At 63.9% G+C, this 23,975-nt stretch carries 22 protein-coding genes; 7 read left to right on the forward strand and 15 right to left on the reverse strand.

Annotated elements, in window-relative coordinates; all coding sequences use genetic code 11:
• Nucleotides 1-210: 210 nt before the first annotated feature.
• Complete coding sequence (gene lpxC, locus ACN0X7_RS02975; protein ID WP_417513954.1) at nt 211-1,113, forward strand: UDP-3-O-acyl-N-acetylglucosamine deacetylase; 903 nt, start codon at nt 211-213, stop codon at nt 1,111-1,113.
• Nucleotides 1,114-1,307: 194 nt separating this feature from the next.
• Here the strand turns inward: lpxC and ACN0X7_RS02980 are convergent, their stop codons facing one another.
• On the reverse strand, nt 1,308-1,712 hold the full coding sequence (locus tag ACN0X7_RS02980) for a helix-turn-helix domain-containing protein (protein ID WP_417513956.1): 405 nt from the start codon (nt 1,710-1,712) through the stop codon (nt 1,308-1,310).
• 143 nt (nt 1,713-1,855) lie between these two features.
• On the opposite strand from ACN0X7_RS02980, the gene ACN0X7_RS02985 reads away from it, so the two are divergent.
• From ACN0X7_RS02985 to ligA, 3 genes are read left to right on the forward strand one after another with little or no spacing between them, the layout of a single operon-like run.
• Entirely contained in the window at nt 1,856-2,701 is an 846-nt protein-coding gene (locus tag ACN0X7_RS02985; RefSeq protein WP_417513958.1) for an outer membrane protein assembly factor BamD, read from the forward strand.
• A 12-nt stretch (nt 2,702-2,713) separates the two neighbouring features.
• A complete protein-coding gene (gene recN / locus ACN0X7_RS02990; protein WP_417513960.1) occupies nt 2,714-4,381 on the forward strand; it encodes a DNA repair protein RecN in 1,668 nt (555 codons plus the stop codon).
• Entirely contained in the window at nt 4,378-6,459 is a 2,082-nt protein-coding gene (ligA, locus tag ACN0X7_RS02995; RefSeq protein WP_417513962.1) for an NAD-dependent DNA ligase LigA, read from the forward strand. Before recN ends, ligA begins: the two co-directional genes overlap by 4 nt.
• An 84-nt stretch (nt 6,460-6,543) precedes the next feature.
• Here ligA and ACN0X7_RS03000 read toward each other — a convergent pair whose 3' ends face one another.
• The 5 genes from ACN0X7_RS03000 to ACN0X7_RS03020 form a co-directional block, all read right to left on the reverse strand.
• The gene (locus ACN0X7_RS03000) at nt 6,544-7,548 is read right to left on the reverse strand and encodes an ABC transporter ATP-binding protein (RefSeq protein ID WP_417513964.1); all 1,005 of its coding nucleotides are present in this window, start codon (nt 7,546-7,548) and stop codon (nt 6,544-6,546) included.
• Nucleotides 7,545-8,528, reverse strand: coding sequence for an ABC transporter ATP-binding protein (locus ACN0X7_RS03005; protein ID WP_417513966.1), 984 nt, complete (start codon nt 8,526-8,528; stop codon nt 7,545-7,547). Before ACN0X7_RS03005 ends, ACN0X7_RS03000 begins: the two co-directional genes overlap by 4 nt.
• Before the next feature lie 4 nt (nt 8,529-8,532).
• Complete coding sequence (locus tag ACN0X7_RS03010) at nt 8,533-9,459, reverse strand: ABC transporter permease (RefSeq protein ID WP_417513968.1); 927 nt, start codon at nt 9,457-9,459, stop codon at nt 8,533-8,535.
• 2 nt (nt 9,460-9,461) lie between these two features.
• Nucleotides 9,462-10,445, reverse strand: coding sequence for an ABC transporter permease (locus ACN0X7_RS03015; RefSeq protein ID WP_417513970.1), 984 nt, complete (start codon nt 10,443-10,445; stop codon nt 9,462-9,464).
• Nucleotides 10,446-10,523: 78 nt separating this feature from the next.
• A complete protein-coding gene (locus ACN0X7_RS03020; protein WP_417513972.1) occupies nt 10,524-12,113 on the reverse strand; it encodes an ABC transporter substrate-binding protein in 1,590 nt (529 codons plus the stop codon).
• 930 nt (nt 12,114-13,043) lie between these two features.
• On the opposite strand from ACN0X7_RS03020, the gene ACN0X7_RS03025 reads away from it, so the two are divergent.
• Together ACN0X7_RS03025 and ACN0X7_RS03030 are read left to right on the forward strand one after the other, a co-directional pair.
• Entirely contained in the window at nt 13,044-13,490 is a 447-nt protein-coding gene (locus ACN0X7_RS03025; RefSeq protein ID WP_417513974.1) for a cytochrome P460 family protein, read from the forward strand.
• 149 nt (nt 13,491-13,639) lie between these two features.
• Nucleotides 13,640-14,017 carry a c-type cytochrome gene (locus ACN0X7_RS03030; protein WP_417513976.1) on the forward strand — a complete coding sequence of 126 codons (378 nt, stop codon included), beginning with the start codon at nt 13,640-13,642 and terminating at the stop codon, nt 14,015-14,017.
• A gap of 69 nt (nt 14,018-14,086) precedes the next feature.
• Here ACN0X7_RS03030 and ACN0X7_RS03035 read toward each other — a convergent pair whose 3' ends face one another.
• The 7 genes from ACN0X7_RS03035 to ACN0X7_RS03065 all read right to left on the reverse strand — a co-directional run bounded on the left by ACN0X7_RS03035 (nt 14,087) and on the right by ACN0X7_RS03065 (nt 21,018).
• Nucleotides 14,087-15,346, reverse strand: coding sequence for a class I SAM-dependent RNA methyltransferase (locus ACN0X7_RS03035; RefSeq protein WP_417513978.1), 1,260 nt, complete (start codon nt 15,344-15,346; stop codon nt 14,087-14,089).
• Between the two features lies 1 nt (nt 15,347).
• The gene (locus ACN0X7_RS03040) at nt 15,348-16,073 is read right to left on the reverse strand and encodes a TlyA family RNA methyltransferase (RefSeq protein ID WP_417514662.1); all 726 of its coding nucleotides are present in this window, start codon (nt 16,071-16,073) and stop codon (nt 15,348-15,350) included.
• Nucleotides 16,070-17,428 carry a TRAP transporter large permease gene (locus tag ACN0X7_RS03045; protein ID WP_417513980.1) on the reverse strand — a complete coding sequence of 453 codons (1,359 nt, stop codon included), beginning with the start codon at nt 17,426-17,428 and terminating at the stop codon, nt 16,070-16,072. The genes ACN0X7_RS03040 and ACN0X7_RS03045 overlap by 4 nt, the downstream gene beginning before the upstream one ends.
• 3 nt (nt 17,429-17,431) lie before the next feature.
• Nucleotides 17,432-18,103 carry a TRAP transporter small permease subunit gene (locus ACN0X7_RS03050; RefSeq protein WP_417513982.1) on the reverse strand — a complete coding sequence of 224 codons (672 nt, stop codon included), beginning with the start codon at nt 18,101-18,103 and terminating at the stop codon, nt 17,432-17,434.
• Nucleotides 18,104-18,164: 61 nt separating this feature from the next.
• Entirely contained in the window at nt 18,165-19,217 is a 1,053-nt protein-coding gene (gene dctP, locus ACN0X7_RS03055) for a TRAP transporter substrate-binding protein DctP (protein WP_417513984.1), read from the reverse strand.
• Nucleotides 19,218-19,288: 71 nt separating this feature from the next.
• Nucleotides 19,289-20,509: a CaiB/BaiF CoA transferase family protein gene (locus ACN0X7_RS03060; RefSeq protein ID WP_417513986.1), complete on the reverse strand. Its 1,221-nt coding sequence runs from the start codon at nt 20,507-20,509 to the stop codon at nt 19,289-19,291.
• Nucleotides 20,506-21,018, reverse strand: a complete 513-nt coding sequence (locus tag ACN0X7_RS03065) for a MaoC family dehydratase (RefSeq protein WP_417513988.1) — start codon at nt 21,016-21,018, stop codon at nt 20,506-20,508. The genes ACN0X7_RS03060 and ACN0X7_RS03065 overlap by 4 nt, the downstream gene beginning before the upstream one ends.
• 139 nt (nt 21,019-21,157) lie before the next feature.
• Here ACN0X7_RS03065 and ACN0X7_RS03070 point away from each other — a divergent pair, with 139 nt between their 5' ends.
• Nucleotides 21,158-22,507, forward strand: coding sequence for an MATE family efflux transporter (locus ACN0X7_RS03070; protein ID WP_417513990.1), 1,350 nt, complete (start codon nt 21,158-21,160; stop codon nt 22,505-22,507).
• On the opposite strand, the gene ACN0X7_RS03075 is transcribed toward ACN0X7_RS03070, so the two are convergent.
• Nucleotides 22,495-23,391 carry a DMT family transporter gene (locus ACN0X7_RS03075; protein ID WP_417513992.1) on the reverse strand — a complete coding sequence of 299 codons (897 nt, stop codon included), beginning with the start codon at nt 23,389-23,391 and terminating at the stop codon, nt 22,495-22,497. The genes ACN0X7_RS03070 and ACN0X7_RS03075 overlap by 13 nt on opposite strands.
• A gap of 62 nt (nt 23,392-23,453) precedes the next feature.
• Nucleotides 23,454-23,957 (reverse strand): 2,4'-dihydroxyacetophenone dioxygenase family protein, encoded by a 504-nt coding sequence (locus tag ACN0X7_RS03080; RefSeq protein ID WP_417513994.1) that lies wholly within the window; start codon nt 23,955-23,957, stop codon nt 23,454-23,456.
• Nucleotides 23,958-23,975: the final 18 nt, after the last annotated feature.

Consider the following 23,975-nt stretch of genomic DNA (forward strand, 5'->3'; position numbering starts at 1 on the left):
AGTGGGTAACAAAGAGTGACTTGAGCGCTGACGGGGCGATTCATATAACCCTGTCAGCGCTTTTTCTTTTAGTGATTCAAAAGATTGATTGTGGCGCGTTCGAGGCCACGTCAGCCGTCGGTGATCAAGAAGGCGCTGCCGGAGCGGTCGAAGAACAAGAACAAGCGAACGGAACGACGTCGACATGCGTCTAACCAGAGGGTACGGCAAGTGAGCTATCAGAAGACGATTGCCAAGCGTGTGGAATCCAGCGGCGTCGGCCTGCATTCGGGCGTCGATGTCACCATTGCCTTCTCTCCGGCCCCGGTGAATACCGGCATCATGTTCCGGCGCAGTGATCTGGAAGGCGATGCCGCATTGATACCGGCCCGCTTCGATCATGTCGCCGACACACGTTTGTGCACCGTCATTGCCAACCGCCAGGGTGCATCGATCGCCACCATCGAGCACGTCATGGCCGCGCTGGCCGGGATGGAAGTCGACAATGTCTTCGTCGATATCTCCGCCGCCGAGACGCCGGTGATGGACGGCAGCGCGCAACCTTTCGTCGCCATGCTGCAGAAAGCGGGCTTTGTCGAGCAGGAACAGCCGCGCCGTGTGCTGCGCGTCCTGCGTGAAGTGACTGTTGGCGAGGGCGACTACTGGGCGCGCCTGTCCCCCTCTGACGAGTTCCGGCTGAGCTTCAACATCTCCTTCGCCAATCCGCTGCTGGCAGCTCAGTCCACGCATTTCCACAAGGCGTTCAACGATTTCGAGAGCGAGATCGCGTCAGCACGCACCTTCTGCCTGTACGAAGAGATCGAGGGCATGTGGGCTGCGGGTCTGGCCAAGGGCGGCTCGCTGGACAATGCCGTTGTGGTTCAGGGCGACAAGGTGCTGAACCCGGAAGGGTTGCGCTACGAGGACGAAAGCGTGAAGCACAAGGCGCTGGATGCGATCGGTGACCTCTTTACATCCGGCCATCAGATCGTGGGCGCCTATCACGGTGAGCGCGCCGGACACGCGCTGAACAACCAGTTGCTGAAGGCGCTGTTTGCCGATGCGGCCAACTACGTCATCGAGGACGAGGAAACCGACTGGGAAGAACTGCGCCTGGTCGACGCTGCGGACTGACGATCAGTACTGATCGGCAAACGCCGGTCCTGAAACGCTCCAGCATTTGATTGAAACGCCAAAGGCACAAGGCATCATCGCCGTTTCCCTGCGGAAGCAACGGACGACGCAGCGAAAGCTACGCGTGCAGGGTTTTCGGGCAGACCGGAGGCACCGGTTCGGGAGTCGACGATTCAGTGAAAGGCGGGACTGTTCTAGCCGGCCAGCCTGCGTTCGACCTCTTCCATCGCTTCCTCGTCACCATCGGCCAGCGCCCGCACCAGAGTGCTGATCGCGCCCTTCACGTTTCCGCTGGGCAGACGGCTGAAGTTGCGGGCGAGTTCGATGGTGGTGCGGTTGGCCGCGCCATGTTCCAGGGTGTCCACACCGGCATTTTCCTCAAGTCCTTCGAAGAAATAACCGACGACACATCCGAGACGCTGGGACATCGCGAACAACCGGCCCGCGCTCACCCGGTTGGCCCCGGTCTCGTACTTCTGGACCTGCTGATAGGAAATTCCGAGCATCAGTGCGAGATCGTGCTGCGTCATGCCGAGTTCCGTACGACGGCGGCGGATGCGCTCGCCGACATGCCGGTCCACATTTCGGTCCTGTTGCATAAAGTGACTCCTGTCTCGGAATGTGACTCAAACGGTGCGCTGGAAGCCGCATCCGCGGGGCTGCGGCCTCTCACCCGATCAAACTTCAAGTGCCGTGCCGTCCGACCGCTTGATTTAGCGGCATGGCCGTGACAAGAGACGGTATGAGTTCAGTCAGACTTTCGATCCGATCGGTCTTGCGCGCTCCGGTTCTTGCCGCAGCGCTGTTTGTGCTCGTGAACTGCGGCGGTTCGGACGAGAAACCCGTGGCGGTCAATCCGGCCAACGAGCCGCCGGTGGAAGTGCTCTACAACGCGGCGCTCGACCGGCTGGCCGAGCAGGACTACGAGGATGCGGCGGAGGCTTTCGACATCGTCGAGCGCCAGTATCCCTATTCGGTCTGGGCCACCAAGGCCCAGCTGATGGCCATCTTCGCCTATTACATGACCAACGATTACGACCTTGCGATCGGCGCGGCGGAACGGTTCATTCGTCTGAATCCCGGCAGCAAGGAGACCCCCTACGCCCATTACATGATCGCGATCTCCAACTATGAGCAGATCGCCGATGTCGAGCGGGATCAGGGACGGACACGCGAGGCGCTGACCAAGCTGGAAGAGGTCATCCGCCGCTATCCGCGATCATCGTACGCGCAGGACGCCCAGGCCAAGCTCGCCCTGACCCAGGACCATCTGGCGGGCAAGCAGATGTCGGTCGGACGCTATTACCTGGAGCGCGGGCACTACGTCGCCGCGATCAATCGCTTCAAGGTGGTGATCGAGGAATATCAGACCACGAGTCACGCACCCGAAGCGCTGCACCGGCTGGTCGAATCCTATCTGTCGCTGGGTGTCATCGACGAAGCCCGGGCGACGGCTGCCGTTCTGGGGCACAATTACCCGCGCAGCCAGTGGTACCGCGACAGCTTTGCCATGCTGGAAGGCCGCGATCTGATCCCGGAGGAAGACGAAGGATCGTGGATATCGCGCACATGGAAACGCATTTTCTGATGTATATGGGCGATGCTCCGCTCGCTCTCGATTCGTGACATCGTCGTTTTCGACCGGCTGGACCTCGATCTGGCCGACGGGCTCTGCGCCCTGACCGGCGAGACGGGCGCTGGCAAGTCCATCCTGCTGGATTCACTCGGTCTGGCGACCGGTCAGCGCGCCGAGGGCCGCCTGGTCCGCCAGGGTGCCGAGAAAGGCAGCGTGATCGCCGAGTTCGCGCCGCCCGCCGGGCATCCGGCCTGGGATCTTCTTGCCGCGCAGGACATCGATATCGAGGACCGGATCATCGTGCGGCGCTCGCTGAATGCCGATGGGCGCAGCCGCGCCTTCGTCAACGATCTGGCGGTCAGCGTCGGCTTTCTGAACACGCTCGGCCAGTCGCTGGTCGAAGTGCACGGTCAGTCGGCCGAAGTCGGGCTGATGCAGACGGCGAACCATCGCGGCATCCTCGATCAGTTCGCGGGCAATGCGAAACGCCTCTCGGCCGTCGCGAAGGCCCACGCTGCCTGGCGCACGGTCGCCAATGAACTGGCGGAGCGCCGCGCCGCGCTCGAAACCGCTGCGCGCGAGGAAGACTATCTGCGCCACGCGGTCGGCGAACTGGAAGACCTCTCGCCGACGGAAGGCGAAGATGAGGTCCTGGCCGAACGCCGCGCCTTCCTGATGCAGGTCGAGAAGATAGCGGACGCTGTCTCCGACGCGGTGGGCGCGCTGGAGGGCGACGGCGGCGTGACCGGCAGGTTGCGCAGCGCGGAACGGGCGCTGGATCGCGTGCGTGCCCACGCCGAAGGCCGCCTGGATGCCGCCATGCATGCCCTGGAGCGCGCGGCGGTCGAAGCGGATGAGGCAGCGCAGGCCATCGCGGCGATCAGCGCTGATCTGGACGTCGCGCCCGGCGAACTGGCGCAGGTCGATGATCGCCTGTTCGCGCTGAAAGGCATGGCGCGGAAACACCGGATCGAGACATCGGGCCTGATCGGATTGCTGGACAACATGCGCGCACGTCTGGACGCGATCGAGACGGGCGACCGCGACATCGCAAGGCTGGAAGCCGAGGTCGCCGACCGGCGCGCCGGCTTCGTCAAGGCAGCCGAGGCGCTGTCCGAGGCACGACGGGCCGCCGCCGTGGAACTGGACGCCGCGGTGCGCGACGAGCTTGAGCCCCTGCGCATGGGCGGTGCCCGGTTCGTGACCACCGTCGTCCGGCAGGAGGATACCCACTGGGGCGAGAACGGCATGGACCGTGTCGCGTTCGAGGTCGCCACCAACCCCGGCGCCGCGCCCGGACCGATCGCCAGAATTGCGTCGGGAGGCGAACTCTCGCGCTTCATGCTGGCGCTGAAGGTCGTCCTGGCGGAAGTCGGCGATACGCCTGTGCTGGTTTTCGACGAAGTGGACCGCGGTGTGGGCGGCGCAACGGCGAATGCCGTGGGCGAACGGCTGCAGGCGCTGGCGCACCGATTCCAGGTGCTGGTTGTCACCCACAGCCCGCAGGTTGCGGCCCGCGCGGGTCATCAGTGGCTGATTGCCAAACAGGTCGGAGAGAGCGCCACGACCCGTGTCACCGAACTGACAGGCCAAGACCGCCGCGAGGAGATCGCGCGCATGTTGTCGGGTGCCGAGATCACCACAGAAGCCCGTGGTGCGGCCGACAGACTGCTTGAAGGACAGGACAGATGAGCGACGCCATTCCAGACGATGTGCGTGAAGAGCACGCCCGCCTGGTGACGGAAATCCGCGCCCACGACACGCGCTATTATCAGGACGATGCGCCAAGTGTGTCCGATGCCGAATATGATGCATTGCGTCAGCGGCTTCTGTCACTGGAAGCCGAGCACCCGGCACTGGTGACACCGGACAGCCCGTCACAGACGGTCGGTGCGGCACCGGCTTCCGGCTTCAGCAAGGTCGTTCACGCGAGACCGATGCTTTCGCTGGGCAATGCCTTCTCCGAAGAGGACGTCGCCGAGTTTCTGCAGCGCGTCAGACGGTTTCTGAACCTGGGAGAGGACGAACCGGTCGCCATCAACGCCGAACCGAAGATCGACGGGCTGTCCGCATCCCTGCGCTATGAGGGTGGCAAGCTGGTTCAGGGCGCAACACGGGGCGACGGACGCGAAGGCGAGAATGTGACCGCCAACCTGCGCACGGTCGATGACATTCCCGACACCCTGCCGGATGGCGTGCCGGAAGTCTTCGAGGTCCGCGGCGAGGTCTACATGTCGAAGTCGGCCTTCGCCGCGCTCAACGAAGCGCAGGCGGCGGCGGAGAAGCAGATCTACGCCAATCCCCGCAACGCGGCGGCGGGGTCGCTGCGACAGCTCGATTCAACCGTCACGGCGAGCCGGAAACTGAGCTTCTTCGCCTATTCGTGGGGTGAGACGTCCGATCTGCCTGCCGATACCCAGTCCGGCGTTCTCGATGCCTTCAGGAACTGGGGGTTCTCGGTCAATCCCCTGACGCGGCTTTGCCATTCGGTCGACGAGATCATGGCGCTCTACCGGGAGATCGAGACCGCGCGGGGCGAGCTGGACTACGACATCGACGGCGTAGTCTACAAGATCGACCGGCTGGACTGGCAGGAACGGCTGGGGTTCGTCAGCCGCAGTCCCCGCTTTGCCATCGCGCACAAGTTCCCCGCCGAGAAGGCCACCACCCTGTTGCGCGGCATCGACATTCAGGTCGGCCGCACCGGATCGCTCACCCCCGTTGCGCGGCTGGAGCCGGTAACCGTCGGCGGTGTCGTGGTCTCCAACGCGACGCTGCACAATGAGGACGAGATCGCGCGCAAGGACGTTCGGGTCGGTGACACGGTCACCGTTCAGCGCGCGGGCGACGTGATTCCGCAGATCCTGGGGCATCTTCCCGACAAGCGCCCCGCCGATGCCGAGCCGTTCGCGTTCCCCGAGACCTGCCCCGCCTGCGGCAGTCACGCCGTGCGCGATGTGCGCGAGAACGGTGAAATGGATGTGCGGCGGCGCTGTACCGGCGGCCTGATCTGCCCGGCGCAGGCGGTGGAGCGTCTGAAGCACTTCGTTTCCCGGAACGGGTTCGATATCGAAGGGCTGGGCACGAAGCAGATCGAGATGTTCTACGCCGCGGGCGAGGTCACGGCACCGGCCGACATCTTCACGCTGAAGGCGCGCAACGATGATCTGAAGCTGGAAGAACGCGAGGGGTTCGGCGACCTGTCGGTGAAGAACCTGTTCGAGGCCATCGACGCCCGGCGCGAGATCGGGCTGGACCGGTTCCTGTTCGCGCTGGGCATTCGCAATATCGGGCAGCAGACATCGCGCGTGCTGGCAGCCAACTATCTGTCGCTGGAAGCCCTGCTGACCGTACTCGACAAGGCCGTCGAGGAAGGCCCGGAGGGCGAAGCCTGGTCGGAACTCACCGGGATCGACGGGATCGGCAACACGGCGATCGGCGCGCTGACCGGTTTCCTGGACGAACCCCACAACCGGAAAGTGCTGGATGATCTTCTGGCCCAGGTCACGGTCACCGATTTCGACGCACCCGCGCAGGATTCGCCCGTCGCGGGCAAGACCGTCGTGTTCACGGGTACGCTGGAAGCCATGACCCGCGACGAGGCCAAGGCCCGCGCGGAATCCCTCGGTGCCAAGGTCTCCGGTTCCGTGTCGAAAAAGACCGACTATCTGGTCGCCGGACCGGGTGCGGGTTCGAAGGCGAAGAAGGCCGCCGATCTGGGCGTCACGACACTCACTGAACAGGAATGGCTGGATCTGATCGGCGGATGATCCGCACGACCGCACCGTCCGTTCCTTGAGCGTATCCCGGTCTCCTCCCGGGCGGCCTTGCGTCGCTCAGACGGGAGAGAGGACCTACCACTCGGGCAGGCGGCCTTCCTCGACGGCGTGACAGGCGACCATCGAGGGTCCGACGCTGATCGCCCTTGGCACTTCGGTCTTGCACCGGTCGTTGGCCAGCGGGCAGCGCGGATGGAACGGGCAGCCGGGGGGCGGGTCGATCGGGCTCGGAACCTCGCCGGCAACCGGCGTGCGCGCCCGGCCCGACATCTCCAGATCCGGAATCGCGTCCAGCAGCATCCGCGTGTACGGATGCCGCGGCTCGCGGAACAGCGTATCCGTCTCGGCCCATTCGACCAGACGTCCCAGATACATGACGCCGACCTTGGTCGACACATGATAGACGACCGCCAGATCGTGGCTGATGAAGAGGTAGGTCAGGCCGAGCTCTTCCTGAAGTTCCTTCATCAGGTTCAGGATCTGGGCCTGGACCGACACGTCCAGCGCCGACGTCGGTTCGTCGCACACCAGGAACTCGGGCTCACCGGCAAGCGCACGCGCGATAGAGATGCGCTGGCGCTGGCCGCCGGAGAATTCGTGCGGATATTTCTCGCCATCCTTCGGGCTGAGACCGACCTGTGTCAGGTGTTCGCCGACCCGGCGCATGATCTCGTCCTTGTCGCTGGCCAGCTTCAGATGCCGGATCGGCTCGGCGACGATATCGGCGACACGCCAGCGCGGATTCAGGGACGCATACGGGTCCTGAAAGATCATCTGCATGCGGCGCTGGGCCGAGGCATTGCGGCGGCGCGCCTTCTCACCGGACACATCCATGCCGTCGAATTCGATCTCGCCCGCCGTCGGGTTGTAGAGACCGACCACCAGCCGGGCGACGGTCGACTTCCCGCAACCACTCTCACCGACCAGGCTGAAGGTTTCGCCCCGTCCGATCTCGAAGCTGATGCCGTCAACCGCCTTCACGAAAGCTTTCGGCAGCCGTTCGGTGACCCGGTTCAGCCAGGGCGGCGAGACATCGAAGTGACGGACCAGATCATCGACTTTCAGAAGGATGTCGCTCATACCACGCCCTCCTCGGCCGGTTCATGCAGCCAGCAGGACACGTCGTGCGTCCCGTCGCCCATCAGATCGGGTCGCAGCGTATGGCACTTGAACATCACCTTGGGGCAGCGCGGATGGAAGGCGCAGCCGTTCGGGATGTCGGTCAGGCGCGGCATCGATCCGTCGATCTGCGTCAGCTTGGTCGCGCGCGTGCCCATGGTCGGGATCGCGCCCATCAGGCCTTCGGTATAGGGATGTTTCGCCCGCTTGATGACGTCCTGCACAGGACCGATTTCCGCCACACGGCCCGCATACATGACCGCCACGCGATCCGCCGTTTCGGCGATGACGCCCATGTCGTGGGTCACCAGCATGATCGATGTCCCGTGCTCGGCACACAGGCGTTTCAGCAGGGTAATGATCTGTGCCTGAATCGACACATCCAGCGCAGTCGTCGGCTCGTCGGCGATGATCAGCTTGGGCTCAGCGCAAAGCGCCAGGGCGATCACCACGCGCTGCCGCATGCCGCCCGAGAACTGGTGCGGATAATGGTCCAGACGTTCTTCCGCGGCGGGAATGCCGACCTCCCGCAACAGATCCAGCGCCCGCTGCCGCGCCTGTTTCTCGGTCAGTCTGGAATGAGTCTGGATGGTTTCGATCAACTGGTCGGACACGCGGAACAGCGGATTGAGGCTGGTCAGAGGGTCCTGGAAAATCGCCCCGATCTCGCTGCCGCGCAGCTTCCGCATCTCCTCGTAGGACAGATTGTCGATGCGCCGCCCGTTGAGCAGGATCTGCCCTTCGGCGATGCGCCCGGGCGGTTCGATCAGACCGATGATGGCCGCGCCCGTCATGGACTTGCCCGCACCGGATTCGCCGACAACGCCCAGAACCTCGCCCTTGCCGATGCTCAACGAGATATCGTCGACGGCAACCAGCGTGCCGCGCCGGGTCGGAAACTCGACGCGCAGGTTCTTCACTTCAAGTACCGGATCCGCCATCGCCCTACCTCAGCTTCGGATTGAGCGCATCGCGCAGCCAGTCGCCCAGCAGGTTCACCGCGACCACCAGCAGGGCGAGAAAAATGCCCGGGAAAGTGACGATCCACCAGTCGCCGGAAAACAGGAAGTCCGACCCGATGCGGATCAGGGTTCCCAGAGACGGCTCGGTGGCCGGCACACCGACACCCAGAAACGACAGCGTCGCTTCCAGCAGGATCGCGACCGCCAGGTTGATGGTGCCGATCACCAGCACCGGCCCCATGACGTTGGGCAGAACATGGCGATACATGATGGCGATGGATGAAACGCCGATCACGCGCGCGGCCTGCACGTATTCCTTGCTTTTCTCCACCATCGTCGAGCCGCGCACGGTGCGCGCGAACTGCGGCCAGATCGACAGCGCGATGGACGCCACGATCACATACAGCGCCACATCCCCACCCTCCGGGAACACGGCCTTGCTGACGCCGCTGATCAGCAGCGCAATCAGCAGGGCGGGAAAGCTGAGCTGGACGTCGGTGATGCGCATGATGACCGCATCCGTACGGCCCCCGACGAACCCGGCGACCAGCCCCAGCGTGACGCCCAGAACGATGGCCAGTACGACCGATGACAGCCCCACCAGAATGGACACGCGCGAGCCGTAGAGGATCGCCGAATACATGTCCCGGCCCTGATCGTCGGTCCCCAGCACGAACGGCATGTAACCGTCCGGGTGCCAGACCGGCGGTGTCGAGGCATCCAGCAGATCCAGCGCCGCCGGTTCGAACGGATCCTGCGGTGTGATGACCGGCGCGATCATGGCGGCCGTGATCATCACCAGCGCGAGCACCGTCGACATCATCGCCACGGGCGAGGTGCGGAAGCTGTGCCAGATATCGCCGTCCAGAAAGCGGGCGAGATTGTCCTTGAAGCGCGTCCAGGGTCCCATCGTCAGTGCCCCCCACCGGTGCGTTCGACCCTGAGGCGCGGATCGACCGCGTAGTACAGCAGGTCCACGATCAGGTTCAGCACGACGAAGATGAAGGCGACCACGATCAGATAGGTCGACATCACCGGCACATCGGCGAACTGCACGGCCTGCAGGAACAGCAGCCCCATGCCCGGCCACTGGAACACGGTCTCGGTCACGATCGCGAAGGCAATCAGGGAACCGAGCTGCAGTCCGGTTATGGTGATCACCGGGATCATCGTGTTCTTCAGCGCGTGGCGGAAATGAACGGCCCGGTTGGACAGGCCGCGGGCGCGAGCGAACTTCACGAAATCGGTGCGCAGCACCTCCAGCATCTCCGAGCGGACCAGCCGCATCACCAGTGCGAGCTGGAACATCCCCAGCGTGATACCCGGCATGATCAGCGCCAGCCAGCCCGACGAGGTCAGATATCCGGTCTCCCAGAGGCCGATATCCACCGTTTCACCCCGGCCGGACGACGGCAGCCAGTTCAGGATCACGCTGAACACGGCCATCAGCAGGATGCCGATCAGGAACGTCGGCAGCGAAATACCCATCAGCGAGAATGTGAGGAACCCCTGACTGAGCCAACTTCGTGGATAAAGGCCTGTGTAGACTCCGGTTGGTACACCGATCAGCAGCGCAAACAGGGCGGCAACGATCACCAGTTCCAGTGTGGCCGGGAACCGTTCCGCCAGCAGCGCATCGACCGGCCGTCCAAGCCGGTAGCTGATCCCGAAATCGCCCTGCACGACCTGACCGATGTAGCGGCCGAACTGGACCATGACCGGATCGTTCAGCCCCAGCTTTTCCCGCAGTTCCGCACGTTCGGCAAGCGAGGTGTCCTGCCCGACCATCTGTGCCACAGGATCGCCGACGAACCTGAACATGGTGAAGCCGATCAGGGCCACCACCAGCATCACCAGCACGGCCTGGATCAGTCTTCGGATAATGAACGCGATCATTCAGTTGCCCCTCGGAAAGACACAACCCTCCGCCTTCACGGGGAAGACGGAGGGTTGCCGTTCTTTCACATCGACCGATCAGTCGATGGTGACGTGACGCCATGCGAACTGGTTGTCAGCCCGCTGTGCGACGTTCAGGCCGTTGCGCACACCCCATGCCAGCGCCTGCTGGTGCAGCGGGATGTAGGCCACATCGTCGGTGGTCATCTTCCAGGCCTGCTGGATCATCAGATCGCGCTTGCCCTTGTCGGTTTCCGACAGGATCTTGCCGGTCAGTTCGTCCACCTTCGGGTTGCAGTAGCCGCCCAGGTTGAACTTGCCGTTGCCGGTTTCCGCATTGTAGCAGCCGTGCAGGTTGTAGAGCACGTTGAAGCTGTCCAGCGACCCCGGGGTCCAGCCCAGCAGGTAGAACGACGTGTCCAGGCTGGGTGCCAGAACCTTCTTGAAGTACAACGCCTTCGGCTGGGCCAGCAGGTTCACCTTGATACCGACCTTGGCCAGCATGGAAACCACGGCCAGGCAGATCGCCTCGTCGTTTACATAGCGGTCGTTCGGGCAGTCCATGCCGATCTCGAAACCATCCGGATAGCCGGCCTCGGCCAGCAGGGCCTTGGACCGGTCAGGGTCGAACGGAAGACGTGAAAAACCTTCCTGATTGCCGCCGTTGATGCCCGGCGCGACCATCAGCGGGCTCGGCTCGGACAGGCCGCGCATCACCTTCTTCTTGATCAGTTCGACATTGATCGCGTGATAGAACGCCTGACGGACACGGATGTCCTTCATCGGGTTCTTGCCCTTGATGTTCGAATAGAGCAGTTCGTCGCGCGACTGGTCCATGCCCAGGAAGATCGTCCTGAGTTCCGGGCCGACCAGCATCGAGGTGCCGTCATTGCCCGACACGCGGTCCATGTCCTGCACCGGGATCGGATAGGCCATGTCCACCTGTCCCGACAGCAGCGCGGCGACGCGGGTCGCATCGGAACCGATCGGCTTCAGCGTGACCTTGGTCAGGTTGTGCTGCTTGTCGGCATTGCCCCACCAGTCCGGATTGGCCTCGGCCACGGTCTGCACGTCGGCTTCGCGGCTGACCAGCCGGAACGGGCCGGTACCGTTGGCGTTGCGGGTTGCGAAGTTCTCGACATCGCCGGTCGCGGACTCGGCGGTCAGCGCACCGTTCTCTTCCGCCCATCCCTTGGACATCATGCCCCAGGTTTCCCACTCGAAGTGCAGGATCGGGTTTGGCGACTCGGTGACGAAATCCACGGTGTGGTCGTCGACCTTGATCACTTCCTTCACACCGGCGAGACGGGTCTTCAGGTCGGAACCTTCGCCGTTCACGCGGTCGGCGGAGAAGATCACATCGTCTGCGGTGAAATCACGGCCATCGTGGAATTTCACGCCCTTGCGCAGGTAGAAGCGCCAGCGGGTCGGTTCGATGATCTCCCAGCGCTCAGCCAGGGCGGGTTCGATCGAAAGGTCGGCCTTACGCCGGATGAGGCCTTCATAGATGTTGCCCATGAAACCCAGTGTGAAGGTTTCATTCAGGTTGTAGGGATCCATCGAGTTGGCATCGCCCTGGAACGCAAAGGTCAGTTCCTTCGCGCTTGCGCCTGCCGCGCCGATCGCCAGTGCGGCGACGCCAGCAAGTAAGGTGGTTCTGAAGTTCATGGGTTTGGTCCCCCTGCCGTCAGGTTGAATTTTGGAGGCGCTTATGACGCGCCCGCGACGCCGCATAGTGGCTATGCGTCCGAAGGCGCGTCAACGGCTTTGTTTCAAACCCGTGCCGAACCACGACGGACGCTGCGTCACTTGCTCCGGCAATCTCTCACATCGAGTTGAACAACAGTCATTGGTCCGCGCCGCCGGGACGGCAGAGACTGGAAATGTCCGAAACAAGATATCTGAACTCGGGCATGGGACAGGGAATTGGGAGGTTCAGGGATGAAACGCATGAAACACAAATGGCTCTCGGGCGGCGTTGCGCAGATCGCACTGGGTGCCACCATCGCGGCGGGCAGTGCCATCACGCTGGCAAACGTCACATACGCGGTCACGCCCGTCCCGAAGGCAAACCCGACGGCGGTCAGCCGCAGCGACGAGGCGCGTGTTCATCTGGCCGGGGCGCACAAGGCCGGCGAAAACGCCTGCAACCCCTGTGCAGCCAAGAACCCCTGCGCAGCGCAGAACCCCTGTGCCGCAAAGGCGTGCAATCCGTGTGCGGCGAAAGCTTGCAACCCGTGTGCGGCCAAGAACCCCTGCAGCCCGTGCGGTGCCTGCAATCCGTGCGCGGCAAGCACCGGACATTCATCCAAATGCGTGGTCCCCAGGCTGGCCGGGTCAGCCGCCTGCAATCCGTGCGCAGCGAAAAACCCCTGCGCCGCGAAGGCCTGTAACCCATGTGCAGCCAAGAATCCCTGTGCTGCCAAGGCCTGCAATCCGTGCGCTGCAAAGAATCCCTGTGCCGCCAAGGCCTGCAATCCATGTGCTGCGAAAAACCCTTGCAATCCGTGCGGTGCATGCAGCCCGTGTGGCGCGGGTGAAGCCCCCGAGCTGACCGCCGCCGAGGCCAACGGCCTGTATGACTGCCTGAAAGGCGACATGTGGGCGGGTTATGCGAAGTCCGGTCTGACGTCGGCGGAGCGCTATCACGGCTGGGCCAATGTGGCGGCACGTCCCTACCCGTCGGCCACGCATGGCGGTCGGCTGGTCAACAACTACGTGAACGCCACCGGCGCCAGCAACTATGGCAGGTTCGAGGACGCCGGCCCGGCCAGGGTGGGAACCGTGCTGGCGAAAGACAGCTTTACCGTCAACGCCGCCGGAAAGGCCGGACCCGGCCCCCTGTTCCTGATGGAGAAGATGCCACAGGGCTTCAACGCCGATACGGCGGACTGGAACTATATCATCGTCATGCCGAACGGCGCGGTCGGCGGTGCGACGGGAGGCAAGAACAGCGCGAATGTGCAGTTCTGCCACGACTGCCATGTCGCCGTGTCGGATCAGGATCACATGTTCTTCCTGCCCGAAGAGTTCCGCGCCAAATAGCCTTGCCGGCGGCCATGTTCAGTCCGCATTCAGTTCCGCATGCGACAGGCTGCCTGATCAACAGACGGGGATGGTCGTACTAAGTGTCGATCATCCCCGATCCGTTTCCGGCACAGTCGGCAACGATGCGAAGAAAGGTAAGGAACCCGATGAACAAGAAAATTCTGACGATGGCGGCCATGGGCCTGGCGCTCGGTATCGGCACGGCGCATGCGGAGGGCGATCCGGCTGCGGGTGAAAAGGTCTTCAAGAAGTGCAAGATCTGCCACAAGGTCGAGGAAGGCAAGAACAGCCCGGTCGGCCCGAACCTCTATGGCATTTTCGGTCGCGAGGCCGGCAAGGGTGACTTCAAGCGCTATTCAACGGCCTTGAAGAACTCCGGCATCGTGTGGAACGAGGAAACGATCGCCGCCTATCTGAAGGATCCGAAAGGCTACATCCCGAAGAACAAGATGGCCTTCCCCGGCCTGAAGAAGGACAAGGACGTCGAGAATGTCATCGCCTATCTGAAGCAGGTCACCCAGTAGGCGGACAGATTGTTCAGTCACGCAGGGAGGCGGCGCGCGGGCGTCGCCTCTTTTCGTTTCGGGGAGCTCTCACTCCCGGACGAACAGAGCAGCCAGTTCGACGTCCGCGGCCCAGTAGAACTGATCGATGGGCCTGACCTCGACCAGCCGGTAGCCGCCGTCGACCAGCGTCCTGGCGTCCCGGGCAAAGCTGCCCGGCGCGCAGGAGACGTAGATCACCCTGCCCACCCGCGATACCGCCAGCTGTTCCGCCTGATCCTTCGCGCCAGCCGCAGGCGGGTCCAGCACGGCCAGGTCGAACCGCTTCAGTTCGTCGGCGCGCAACGGACGGCGAAACAGGTTGCGCTCTTCCACCCGCGCGTCGGCACCGGGCGTCGCATCGATGCCGGCCTTCAGTGCCGCAATCGCCTGCCGGTCGGAATCGACGGCCAGCGTCGCCTGCGTCAGCGGCAGGCTGCTGGTCAGCGTACCCACGCCGCAGAACAGATCGACCGCGGCCCTTGCGCCTTCGGACCAGTCCGCGATCAGCGTCCGCATGCAGATTTCGGCCTCCCCGTCCGCCTGCAGGAAGACACCCGGTGGCGGCACGACCCGCAACCGTGACCAGTCGAGATGCGGCGGGCGTCGTTCAATCACCGTGCGCGGCATGTCGCCGTCGACGATCGAGATTCGGGCGAGGTCGGTCGTCCGTGCGAAATCGGACAGGGTTTCATGTGTCGTCAGATCGTCGGCCAGCGGTCCGTCCAGCAACAGGTCGATCCCCCCGTCGGTGACATTCGCCTGCGCGCGCAGTTCCTGCCCGGGCTTCAGCAGGGCACCCACAACCCGTCGCAAGGGTTCGAGAAGGGCCTCCAGTTCCGGGCGCATCACGGGGCAGGGTCCGATATCGATCACCCGCTTGCCGCGGCGTTCGTGGAAACCCAGTGTCACGCGCCCCTTTGCAATGACGAGCGCCGTCAGCGCGACCCTGCGCCGGCGCCCCGCATCGCCTTCAAATCCCGCCGTAACCGGCACGTCGGTCAGCCCGCGCCGCTGCAGGGCCTCGACGATCAGTTCGCGTTTCCATGCGCTCAGAAACGCCGGCTTCAGATGCTGAACCGCACAGCCGCCGCAGGCTCCGAAATGCGGGCACGGTGCATCCGTGCGCGCGGGGCCGGCCTCCAGTACCGTCTCCAGAACCGCCCGGTTCGGCCCGCCCTTGCCGCGTTTCTTTTCAGGTGTCGCCGTCACCACGTCGCCCGGCGCCGTCAGCGCCACGAACCAGCGGTCGTCGTCCTTTTCGGCAATGCCATCACCGCCCTGCCCGATGGATTGGATGGTCATCTTCATGTCAGGCCTTCCATGCGGCGATCAGAAACTCACGATTGCCGTCACTACCCTGAACCGGGCTGTCGGTCACGCCCTGAACCCGCCAGCCCATCTCATCGGACAACCAGCACCCGATCGTCTCCGGCACGGCGTCGCGAATGATCGCATCCCGGACAATGCCTCCCTTGCCGACATGAGCGCGCCCGACTTCGAACTGCGGCTTGATCAGGGCGACCAGCCAGGCGGAAGGCGCGGCGCAGGACAGTGCGGCAGGCAGACCGACGGCAAGGCTGATGAAACTCAGGTCCGCGACAATGGCCGAAGGCGCGATGCCGATCAGACCGGCGGTGATGTCGCGTGCGTTGACCCCTTCGATGTTCGTCACGCGGGGGTCTGCCGTCAGGCGGGGATGCAACTGGCCGTGCCCCACATCGACGGCAACCGCGTGCCGGGCACCGCGTGCCAGCAGCACATCGGTAAACCCGCCCGTGGATGCGCCGACATCCAGCGCGTCCCGACCCTCGACCGGCAGTGCGAAGTGGTCCAGCGCGTGCGCCAGCTTCAGGCCGCCCCGGCTCACCCAGGGATGGTCGGCTTCCGTGAGAGTCAGCCGGGCATCGGCTGGCATCATCTGCCCAGGCTTGGTCACACCCGCGACCTTGCCGTCCAGGATCAGCGCGCGGGCGCGGGCGCGACTGGCGGCAAGACCGGCCTGTACCAGAAGCACGTCCGCGCGTTCGCGGTTCACCCCATCATGGTTTCCGGCAGCCATGTGATGATCGCCGGGAACATCACCAGACCGGCCACCGTCAGCACATCGGCAACGAAGAACGGGCCGATCCCGCGGAACACATCAGACAGCGGGATGTCAGGTCTGACGCCGTTCACGACATAGCAGTTCAGACCGATCGGCGGCGTCACGAGACATATCTCGACCATCTTCACGACGATGATGCCGAACCAGATCGATACCTGCGCGGTGCTTTCGAAGCCGAGCTCCGGCCCCAGCGCGATGACAGCCGGGTGTACGACCGGCAGGGTCAGCAACAGCATCCCGATGGCATCCATGAACATGCCCAGGACCGCGTAGGCGAGCAGAATGGTGATCATGATCAGCCACGGATCCAGCGGCAGGGACACGATCCAGTTGGCGAACGTGTCCGGCAGATTGGCAAACCCCAGGAAACGCACGAAGATCAGGACGCCCCAGATGATCGAGAAGATCATCACGGTCAGCTTGGCGGTTTCCAGCAGCGCTTCCTTCAGGCTTTCCCATTTCATGCCCCGCGACATGGCCATGACGAAGACCACGAAGGCCCCCAGCGCGCCGGCTTCGGTCGGTGTCGCAAGGCCGAAGTAGATACCGCCGATGATGATGGCGATGACCAGCATGATCGGGAAGGTGCCCGGGATCGTCTCGAACCGTTCCATCCAGGAAAATCCGGTGATGGGTCGGCCAAGGTCCGGATTGCGCCACGCCCGGAACACGATCAGCAGCGCGTAGATCACGGCGGAGAACAGTCCCGGCAGGAAACCGGCGAGCAACAGCGCGCCGACAGATTCCTCTACGATGATGGCGTAGAGCACGAGGATGGCGCTTGGCGGGATCAGCGATGCCAGCGTACCGCCGGCCGCAACCACACCGGCGGCAAGCCGACGGTCGTACCCGTTCTTCAGCATCTCCGGTATGGCGATGCGTGCGAACACAGCCGCCGTGGAGGTCGACGCACCCGAAACTGCGGCGAAACCGGCAGTCGCGAAGACACTGGCGACCGCCAGGCCGCCGGGCACCCAGCCGATCCAGCGGCGGGCAGCCTCGAAAACGGCCTTGGTGATGCCGGCATAGAAGGCAAGGAAGCCGATCAGGATGAACATGGGCAGCACGCTGAGCGGATAGGCGACTGCCTTCGAATGCGGCGTCTGTCCGGCAATGCCGCCGGCGACGTTGAACGCGCGCCACAGATCGAAGTTGGGCTTCACGTAGAAGATGGCGATCAGCCCGATGAAGCCGACCAGAGCGGTCGCGAAAACCACCCGCATGCCCAGTGCGATCAGGGCACCAAGGGCGATCATGCCGATCACACCGATTGTCAACGGATCCATGGATCAGGTCCCCTTCGGCTGGAAGCGGTCACTGCCGTCGTCCGATTCTTCGATGTCGTGGCGGGCGATTTCTTCAATGGTCATGATTGTCGGAACGGCAACCGGGTCCGCCTCGGGGCGTCCGACCAGCCGCGCGAAGCCGACGAGTTGCAGCAGCAACCTGAGCCAGAGCAGCGAGAAGGCGACCGTGACCAGCAGCTTTGACGGCCAGACCGGCAATTGCACATCGATGGTGGAATCGCCGCTGTCGTAAGACCGCTGGAAATGCGTGAAGCTGTAATAGACAAGCACCGCGACGACGAAAAGCGAGAACAGGATTGCCAGAAACTCGGCGATCCAGAGCATGCGCGGCGACAGCCCCCGCAGCGCCAGATCCATGCGTACGTGCCCGCCCATGCGCTGGCAGTAGGCAATACCCAGAAAGGCGAAGATCGCGATCGCCTGTTCCATCACGTCGATGTAGCCGGGGATCGAGAACCACAGGCCGGGGTCGATACCGAATTCAGCGACCAGCCCGCCGTTGATCCAGATCAGGATGCGGCCCAGCACCTGGGCAACGCCAAGGAACATCAGGCCGAAGATCGAGAAGGCCGCGACCAGATTGAAAACGGTCTCGATACGAAAGAGCCAGCGATCTGTCGTTGCCAGACCACCAGCTTCTGAGGTGTCAGTCATGTGTACCCGGGTTCCAGATGAAGAAATGGTGGAGGCGGATGTCCGCCCCCACCTTCAGACTTCACGAGCCGTTGCGTGCCTTCTCGGCTTCCGCCAGCAGAAAATCGAGCAGTTCCTGCGTCGGCAGACGATCCGCATACAGATCGACAAAGCCTTCTTTCCAGATCGGCTTGCCGATTTCGTCGCGGAACGTGGCCAGTTCCTCTTCGGAGAACCGGATTTCCTGCATCACGGAGGCAAACAGCGGCAGATTGATCTTGTCGGCCGCCAGATAGGCTTCCTTCTGCTTCTCGTAGACGCTGTCCTTCAGCTCCAGCAGCAGATCCTTGTACTGCTGCGGCAGCGCGTTCCAGGCATCCAGGTTGAAGACCGTCGGGCAGTCCGCCGTACCGGGCTGGAAGTTGCCCGTGTACCAGTCGGCAACCTCATGCACCTTGTAGGCGGCATGCGCGTAGGTGAAGGGGAAGGAAACCGCATCCACCGTGCCGCGTTCCAGCAGCGTGTAGACTTCGGTCGCCGGTACGGTCTGCAGGGTGGCACCCAGCTTCTCCATCGCGATGGCGACACCGCCACCGGCACGTACCTTCATGCCCTTCCAGGCGGCCAGGTCGCGCGGCGGCTCGCCACGGCCCAGGAATTCGTACTGCGGCAGCACGCCGGCCATGTAGATCATGGCGTTCATGCCGGCCATTTCCTTCTTCACGGCCGGATGCTGGTAGTAGGCGTCCGAAGCCTTGATGCGGACATTCCAGTCACCGATCGGCAGGAACGGCAGCGAGAAGATCATCGCTGACGGGGTCCGGTCGGGGCTGTAGAAGTTGCAGAAGTTGGCCGCTTCGAAGGCACCGATCTCGATACCGTCGAGATTCTCCTTCGGCTTGGACAGGCCGCCGTAGTTCAGCTTGTAAGTGAACTTGCCGCCGGTGCGCTCGGCGAGTTGCTCCGCCAGATGCTCAAGACCTGCGGTGAACGCGCGGGGCTTGCCCCAGAGCGAGTGATTCCAGGTCACGGCGGGGCCGTCGACCATCTTGGCATGCGAACCGGCCTGCGCCGTGGTCGCGAATGCAAGAGCCGCAGCAGCAATCGCCGCGCCCCTGAGAGCGTTGTGAAGCATCGATATCCTCCCTGATATACTCAAAACTTGTGTTGTTATTGACCGGACCATAGCCGGGCCGGAGGCCGCAATCAATTCGGTTCTGCGGTGACGCCGTCGCGGATCAGTCCATCGATCTCTGCATCGTTCAACCCGACCTGCCTGAGATACAGACGGCTGTGTGCACCTTTCTGCGGCGGCGGCGTCGGATCGGTCACCTGCGCCTCGCGCCCGGTGAAGTTGAAGCCCGGTCCCAGCACATCGATCGGACGGTCCAGCCCAGGCACATCGGGGAGATGGTGCAGCACGCCTCTTTCCCGGACATGCGGATGCGCGGTGATCTCCTCGACATCGCGGAGCTTTCCGGCCGGTACGCTGGATGGCGCCAGCAGCGCCTCCCATTCCAGCGCGGTTCGTGTGGCGAAGACGTCGTCCAGCATCTGCTGGACCCGTTCGGTCACCTCCGCCCTGCCCGCCCAGGGAAAAATATCGGGGCTGTCGATCAGATCCGCGCGCCCGATCACGTGCAGCAGGCTGTTGGCCTGTTTCGGTGTATTGGCCGCCACCACCAGCGTGCCGTCGGCGGTCTCGAACATGCCCGAAAACGGGCTGCCGGACGCCGCCTGCCGCCCGGTCTTCACCTGACGCCGCTGGCTGGCGAGCCACGGCCCGACGACCGGACCCATGATCATCAGCGCCGAATCGAGCATGGCGACATCGACATACTGACCGCCGCCGCCCGCCTTGCGCCCGTACAGCGCCGAGGACAGCGCGAAGGCCGCCACCAGCCCGGCCACATAGTCGATCACCGGCCAGCCGACGCGCGTCGCGCCGTGCGCGTCGTCGCCCTGAACCGCCATCATGCCGGAAATGCCCTGCACGAAGTGATCGTAGGCGGGAATGTCACGCAGCGGACCCGACTGGCCGAAACCGGAAAGCGACAGATAGACGAGATCGTCCCGGTCCTGTCGCAGATCGTCGTACCCGAGCCCCAGTTTCGCCATCGTGCCAGGCCGGTAGTTTTCGATCACGGCATCGCTGGTGGCCGCCAGCTTGCGGAAGATCGCCTGCCCGCGCACATCCTTCAGGTCCAGCGCGACCGAATGCTTGTTGGCGTTCTGGATCAGGAAGGCGTCGGCCATCCCGGCGGCCTTCTGCGCCGGATCGGGGGATGCATAGCGAATGAAATCCAGCGGCTGCACGGCTTCGACGCGGACGATTTCAGCGCCCAGCCAGCCCATCTGATAGGTGCAGAACGGTCCCGCGAACACATGCGTCGCATCCAGGATGCGCACGCCGTCGAAGGGTTTCACGACGCCTTCTCCATCGGCACCCACAGCAGCATCCATTCGGCATAGGCGACGGGATCGGGTTTGCCTTCCTGCTCGAACCGGTTGCCGGTCTTGACCATCAGACGGCCGCCCGACCGCCAGGTCGCGTCCAGGATCGTGATCCGATCGCGCACGCGGACATCGTCGCCGACGACCAGCGGCGCCAGATAGCGCACCTTCTCGAAGCCGTAGTTCAGGCCGAAGGCCGCATCGGCCGGGCGCATCCGCACATTGTCCAGAAAATGTGACAGCAGGCTGGTGACCAGAAAGCCGTGCGCCAGTGTGCCACCATAGGGCCCATCACGCACGGCGCGTTCCGGGTCCAGATGCAGCCAGTGCCTGTGTTCGGTCGCGACGCCGAACATGGTCACCCGTTCCTGATCGATGGTGACCCAGTCGCTGACCCCGAACTCCTTGCCCACAAGATTCGTGAAGTCGGCAATCGTATGCGATCCCCGCTCCGGATCGGTTGCCGTTTCGGAAACTTCCATGCGCGTCCCTCCCCGGACATGCGATATCGATTGTTCCGGCATCGGATTTCTTGCCCGAGCGGAAAACAGAATTGCCTCGTGCTGTGATCATAGTGCGCTACCGTCATGTCCGTCTTCAATGATCGTATCGAGGTCGGCCTTGACCCCCGCAGAACGCAAGCGCGCAGCCCTTCTTTCAGGGCCCATCTGGCCACCGCTGGTGCGGATGGCGGTCCCGACGACCATCGCCATGCTGATTTCGATGATGATGAGCGTTGTCGAGACCTGGTATCTGGGCCGCATCGGCACCGTGGAACTGGCGGGCGTCGCGCTGGTGTTTCCGATCTACATGCTGACCATGATGCTGGCCGCCGGCTCCGTCGGCGGCGCGGCCAGCGGGGCGACGGCCAACGCGGTCGGGGCCGGCGATCAAGCGCGGGCCGAGATGATCCTGCGCGCCAGCATACGTATTGCCGTCGTGGCCGGCCTGCTGATGGGGCTGCTGTTCTGGCTGGTCGGACCGGCCTTCTATGGCCTGCTGGGCGGCGAGGGCGCGGTGCTCGAAGCGGCGCTCAGCTATTCCAACATCCTGATGGCCGGCCTGGTGCTGATGTGGCTGTTCAACATGATCTCCGGCATCCTTCGGGGCGCGGGTGACATGGTGACACCGGCCCTGCTGCAGGCGCTCGTCTCGCTGAGTCATCTGGGATTCTGCTGGCTGTACATCATTCATTTCGACATGGGTATCGAAGGTGCCGCCTTCGCCATGATCAGTGCCTTCGGGGTCGGCACCGCGGGCCTGCTGATGATCTTTCTGACCGGACGCGGCCCCATCGCCTATCGCGCCGGGCCGGTCAGCCGGGCCCTGCTGATGCCGCTGCTGAAGTTGGGATCTCTGGCCGGCATCCAGGCGGTGATGACGATCCTGACGACCCTGCTGGTGACCGGGCTGGTCGGACAACTCGGCGCGGCCTGGCTGGCCGGTTACGGCGTCAGCGCGCGTCTGGAATTCCTGATGATCCCGATCATCTTCGGCGTCGGTGCCGCGCTGATCGCCATCGCGGGCGCCAACCGTGGCGCGGGTCAGCAGGCGCGTGCCGCCAGCATCGCCTGGCGCGGCACGGCAGCAACCACCTGCCTGGTCGGCATCATAGGTCTGCTGAACGCGGCGTTCCCGGAAGCCTGGGCATCACAGTTCACCGACGATCCGGAGGTGATCGCCGCCTCGGCGGTCTACATGCGGCAGGTCGCGCCCTTCTATGCGTTCTTCGCACTCGGGCTGACGCTCTATTTCGCCAGTCAGGCGATGCAGACACTGGGCGTGCCCGTCTTCGGCTCACTGCTGCGACTGCTGGTTATCGCGGGTGGCGGCGCGCTGTTGTGGTCGATCGATGCCGCAACGCCCCAGAACCTGTTCATCGCGGTCGCCGCGGGCATGTGTGCCTATGGCGTCGTGGTCGCGCTGGGGCTGCGGTTCATCTCGTGGCGGCCCGTGCTTCAGCCCGCCTGAGCAGCCAGCCTTTTCCCGCGCCAGTCGTCGTACAGACCGACCGCAAGGAACAGGCCGAACGTCACCACCGCCATGCCTGCGATCTGCGACAGGTCGGGTTGCTCGCCCAGCAGCGGCGCGCCGATCAGGATCGAGAGTGCGGGCACCAGCGACGGAAACACCGCCGCCCGTGCGGGTCCGATCCGCGACACGGTAATCAGGAACAGCAGGGTCGCCAGAAAACCGTTCAGCACGCCCTGCCCGAAGAACTGCATGCCTATGTCGGCCCAGCCGTGAACCGCGATCAGGTCACCATAGTCTGTCGTCGCGACGTGGAACGGCACCAGGGCGAGCGCGCCCAGCACGGACACCACCGCCGTACCGCGCACCGCATCGATCTGCCAGACACGCAGCAGCACGGTGAACACGGCCCAGCACGACGGGGCCGCCACCACCAGAAGATCGCCGATCAGGACATCGCGGTTGAAGGTGACCAGGAAGGCCGCACCCGCGATCAGGATCAGCCCCGATCCGATCAGCAGCAGACCGACCGTCCGCGCCGCGCTCAGGCGTTCCTTCAGGAACAGGATGGACAGCAATGTGGTCATCAGGGTCAGCGTCGCCGGGGCGATCACGCCGCCATGCGAGACCGTGGTCAGGCGCAGCCCTGAACTCAGCAACAGCGCGAAGGCCGGCCCGGCGAAAAGGGTCAGCATGATACCGCGCGCCCAGCCGACGCCGCCAAGGTCACGCACCCCCACCTTCAGCAAAACCGGCAGAAGGATCAGGCCGGCGGGCCAGTAGCGGGCGACGGCCATATCCAGCGGCCGATAGTCCGACGTCATGCCATAGCGCACGATGACGATGTAGCCAGCCCAGATGGATGCCGTGACAAGCCCCAGCAAGACGCCGGTGCCGAGGCTGCCGCGGTTGCCGTAGGTGCCCTGGGGGCTGGGCGTCGCGTCGGTCAGCGGATCAGTTTCTGCACGAAATCATCGCCCAGTCCGACCGACCGGCAGTGGTTCCGGTACTTGTCCAGACGCGTGAACACATCCTCGAAACCGGTCTGCTGGCCGTTCTCGTCGACATAGAGGATCGGTCCGAAGTTGTGGAACAGCACCGTCATGTGACCGGCCTCGCCCTTGGCGAACAGCGTGTGCGTCTCGCCCGCGGGTTCGTAGATGAAGGTGCCGGGCCGGGCGATCCAGTCGTGTTCGACATAGCCCCAGGTCCCCTCCAGCGTGTAGCCGGTGACAGGCGCCGGATGCCGGTGGCGGCTGATGACGCCCTCACCCTTCGCCTTCAGGATGTTGACCCACATGCCCTGCAGCACGTTGAAGAACAGCGGGCGGATCCAGATGTTTTCGCCGCCCGACATCCACTGCCGCTCATCGTCGAAATCGACATCCTCGACCAGTTCCGGTGCCGCGTCCGGCGGCAGGGCCACCGACAGTCTGCTCATCTCGTTCATATCGTCTCTCCCCGTTTC

This window comes from Minwuia sp. (assembly GCF_048263705.1).
GTDB lineage: Bacteria > Pseudomonadota > Alphaproteobacteria > Minwuiales > Minwuiaceae > Minwuia.

Excerpts from the sequence above, each read along its gene's own strand:
- ACN0X7_RS03030 (WP_417513976.1), top strand. The coding sequence starts at position 13,640 with ATGAACAAGAAAATTCTGACGATGGCGGCCATGGGCCTGGCGCTCGGT.
- ACN0X7_RS02980 (WP_417513956.1), bottom strand. The coding sequence starts at position 1,712 with ATGCAACAGGACCGAAATGTGGACCGGCATGTCGGCGAGCGCATCCGC.
- ACN0X7_RS03020 (WP_417513972.1), bottom strand. The coding sequence starts at position 12,113 with ATGAACTTCAGAACCACCTTACTTGCTGGCGTCGCCGCACTGGCGATC.
- ACN0X7_RS03050 (WP_417513982.1), bottom strand. The coding sequence starts at position 18,103 with ATGACTGACACCTCAGAAGCTGGTGGTCTGGCAACGACAGATCGCTGG.
- ACN0X7_RS03015 (WP_417513970.1), bottom strand. The coding sequence starts at position 10,445 with ATGATCGCGTTCATTATCCGAAGACTGATCCAGGCCGTGCTGGTGATG.
- ACN0X7_RS03035 (WP_417513978.1), bottom strand. The coding sequence starts at position 15,346 with ATGAAGATGACCATCCAATCCATCGGGCAGGGCGGTGATGGCATTGCC.
- ACN0X7_RS03000 (WP_417513964.1), bottom strand. The coding sequence starts at position 7,548 with ATGAGCGACATCCTTCTGAAAGTCGATGATCTGGTCCGTCACTTCGAT.
- ACN0X7_RS03045 (WP_417513980.1), bottom strand. The coding sequence starts at position 17,428 with ATGGATCCGTTGACAATCGGTGTGATCGGCATGATCGCCCTTGGTGCC.
- dctP (WP_417513984.1), bottom strand. The coding sequence starts at position 19,217 with ATGCTTCACAACGCTCTCAGGGGCGCGGCGATTGCTGCTGCGGCTCTT.
- ACN0X7_RS02985 (WP_417513958.1), top strand. The coding sequence starts at position 1,856 with ATGAGTTCAGTCAGACTTTCGATCCGATCGGTCTTGCGCGCTCCGGTT.
- ACN0X7_RS03025 (WP_417513974.1), top strand. The coding sequence starts at position 13,044 with ATGTGGGCGGGTTATGCGAAGTCCGGTCTGACGTCGGCGGAGCGCTAT.
- ACN0X7_RS03010 (WP_417513968.1), bottom strand. The coding sequence starts at position 9,459 with ATGGGACCCTGGACGCGCTTCAAGGACAATCTCGCCCGCTTTCTGGAC.
- ACN0X7_RS03080 (WP_417513994.1), bottom strand. The coding sequence starts at position 23,957 with ATGAACGAGATGAGCAGACTGTCGGTGGCCCTGCCGCCGGACGCGGCA.
- ligA (WP_417513962.1), top strand. The coding sequence starts at position 4,378 with ATGAGCGACGCCATTCCAGACGATGTGCGTGAAGAGCACGCCCGCCTG.
- ACN0X7_RS03065 (WP_417513988.1), bottom strand. The coding sequence starts at position 21,018 with ATGGAAGTTTCCGAAACGGCAACCGATCCGGAGCGGGGATCGCATACG.
- recN (WP_417513960.1), top strand. The coding sequence starts at position 2,714 with ATGCTCCGCTCGCTCTCGATTCGTGACATCGTCGTTTTCGACCGGCTG.
- ACN0X7_RS03005 (WP_417513966.1), bottom strand. The coding sequence starts at position 8,528 with ATGGCGGATCCGGTACTTGAAGTGAAGAACCTGCGCGTCGAGTTTCCG.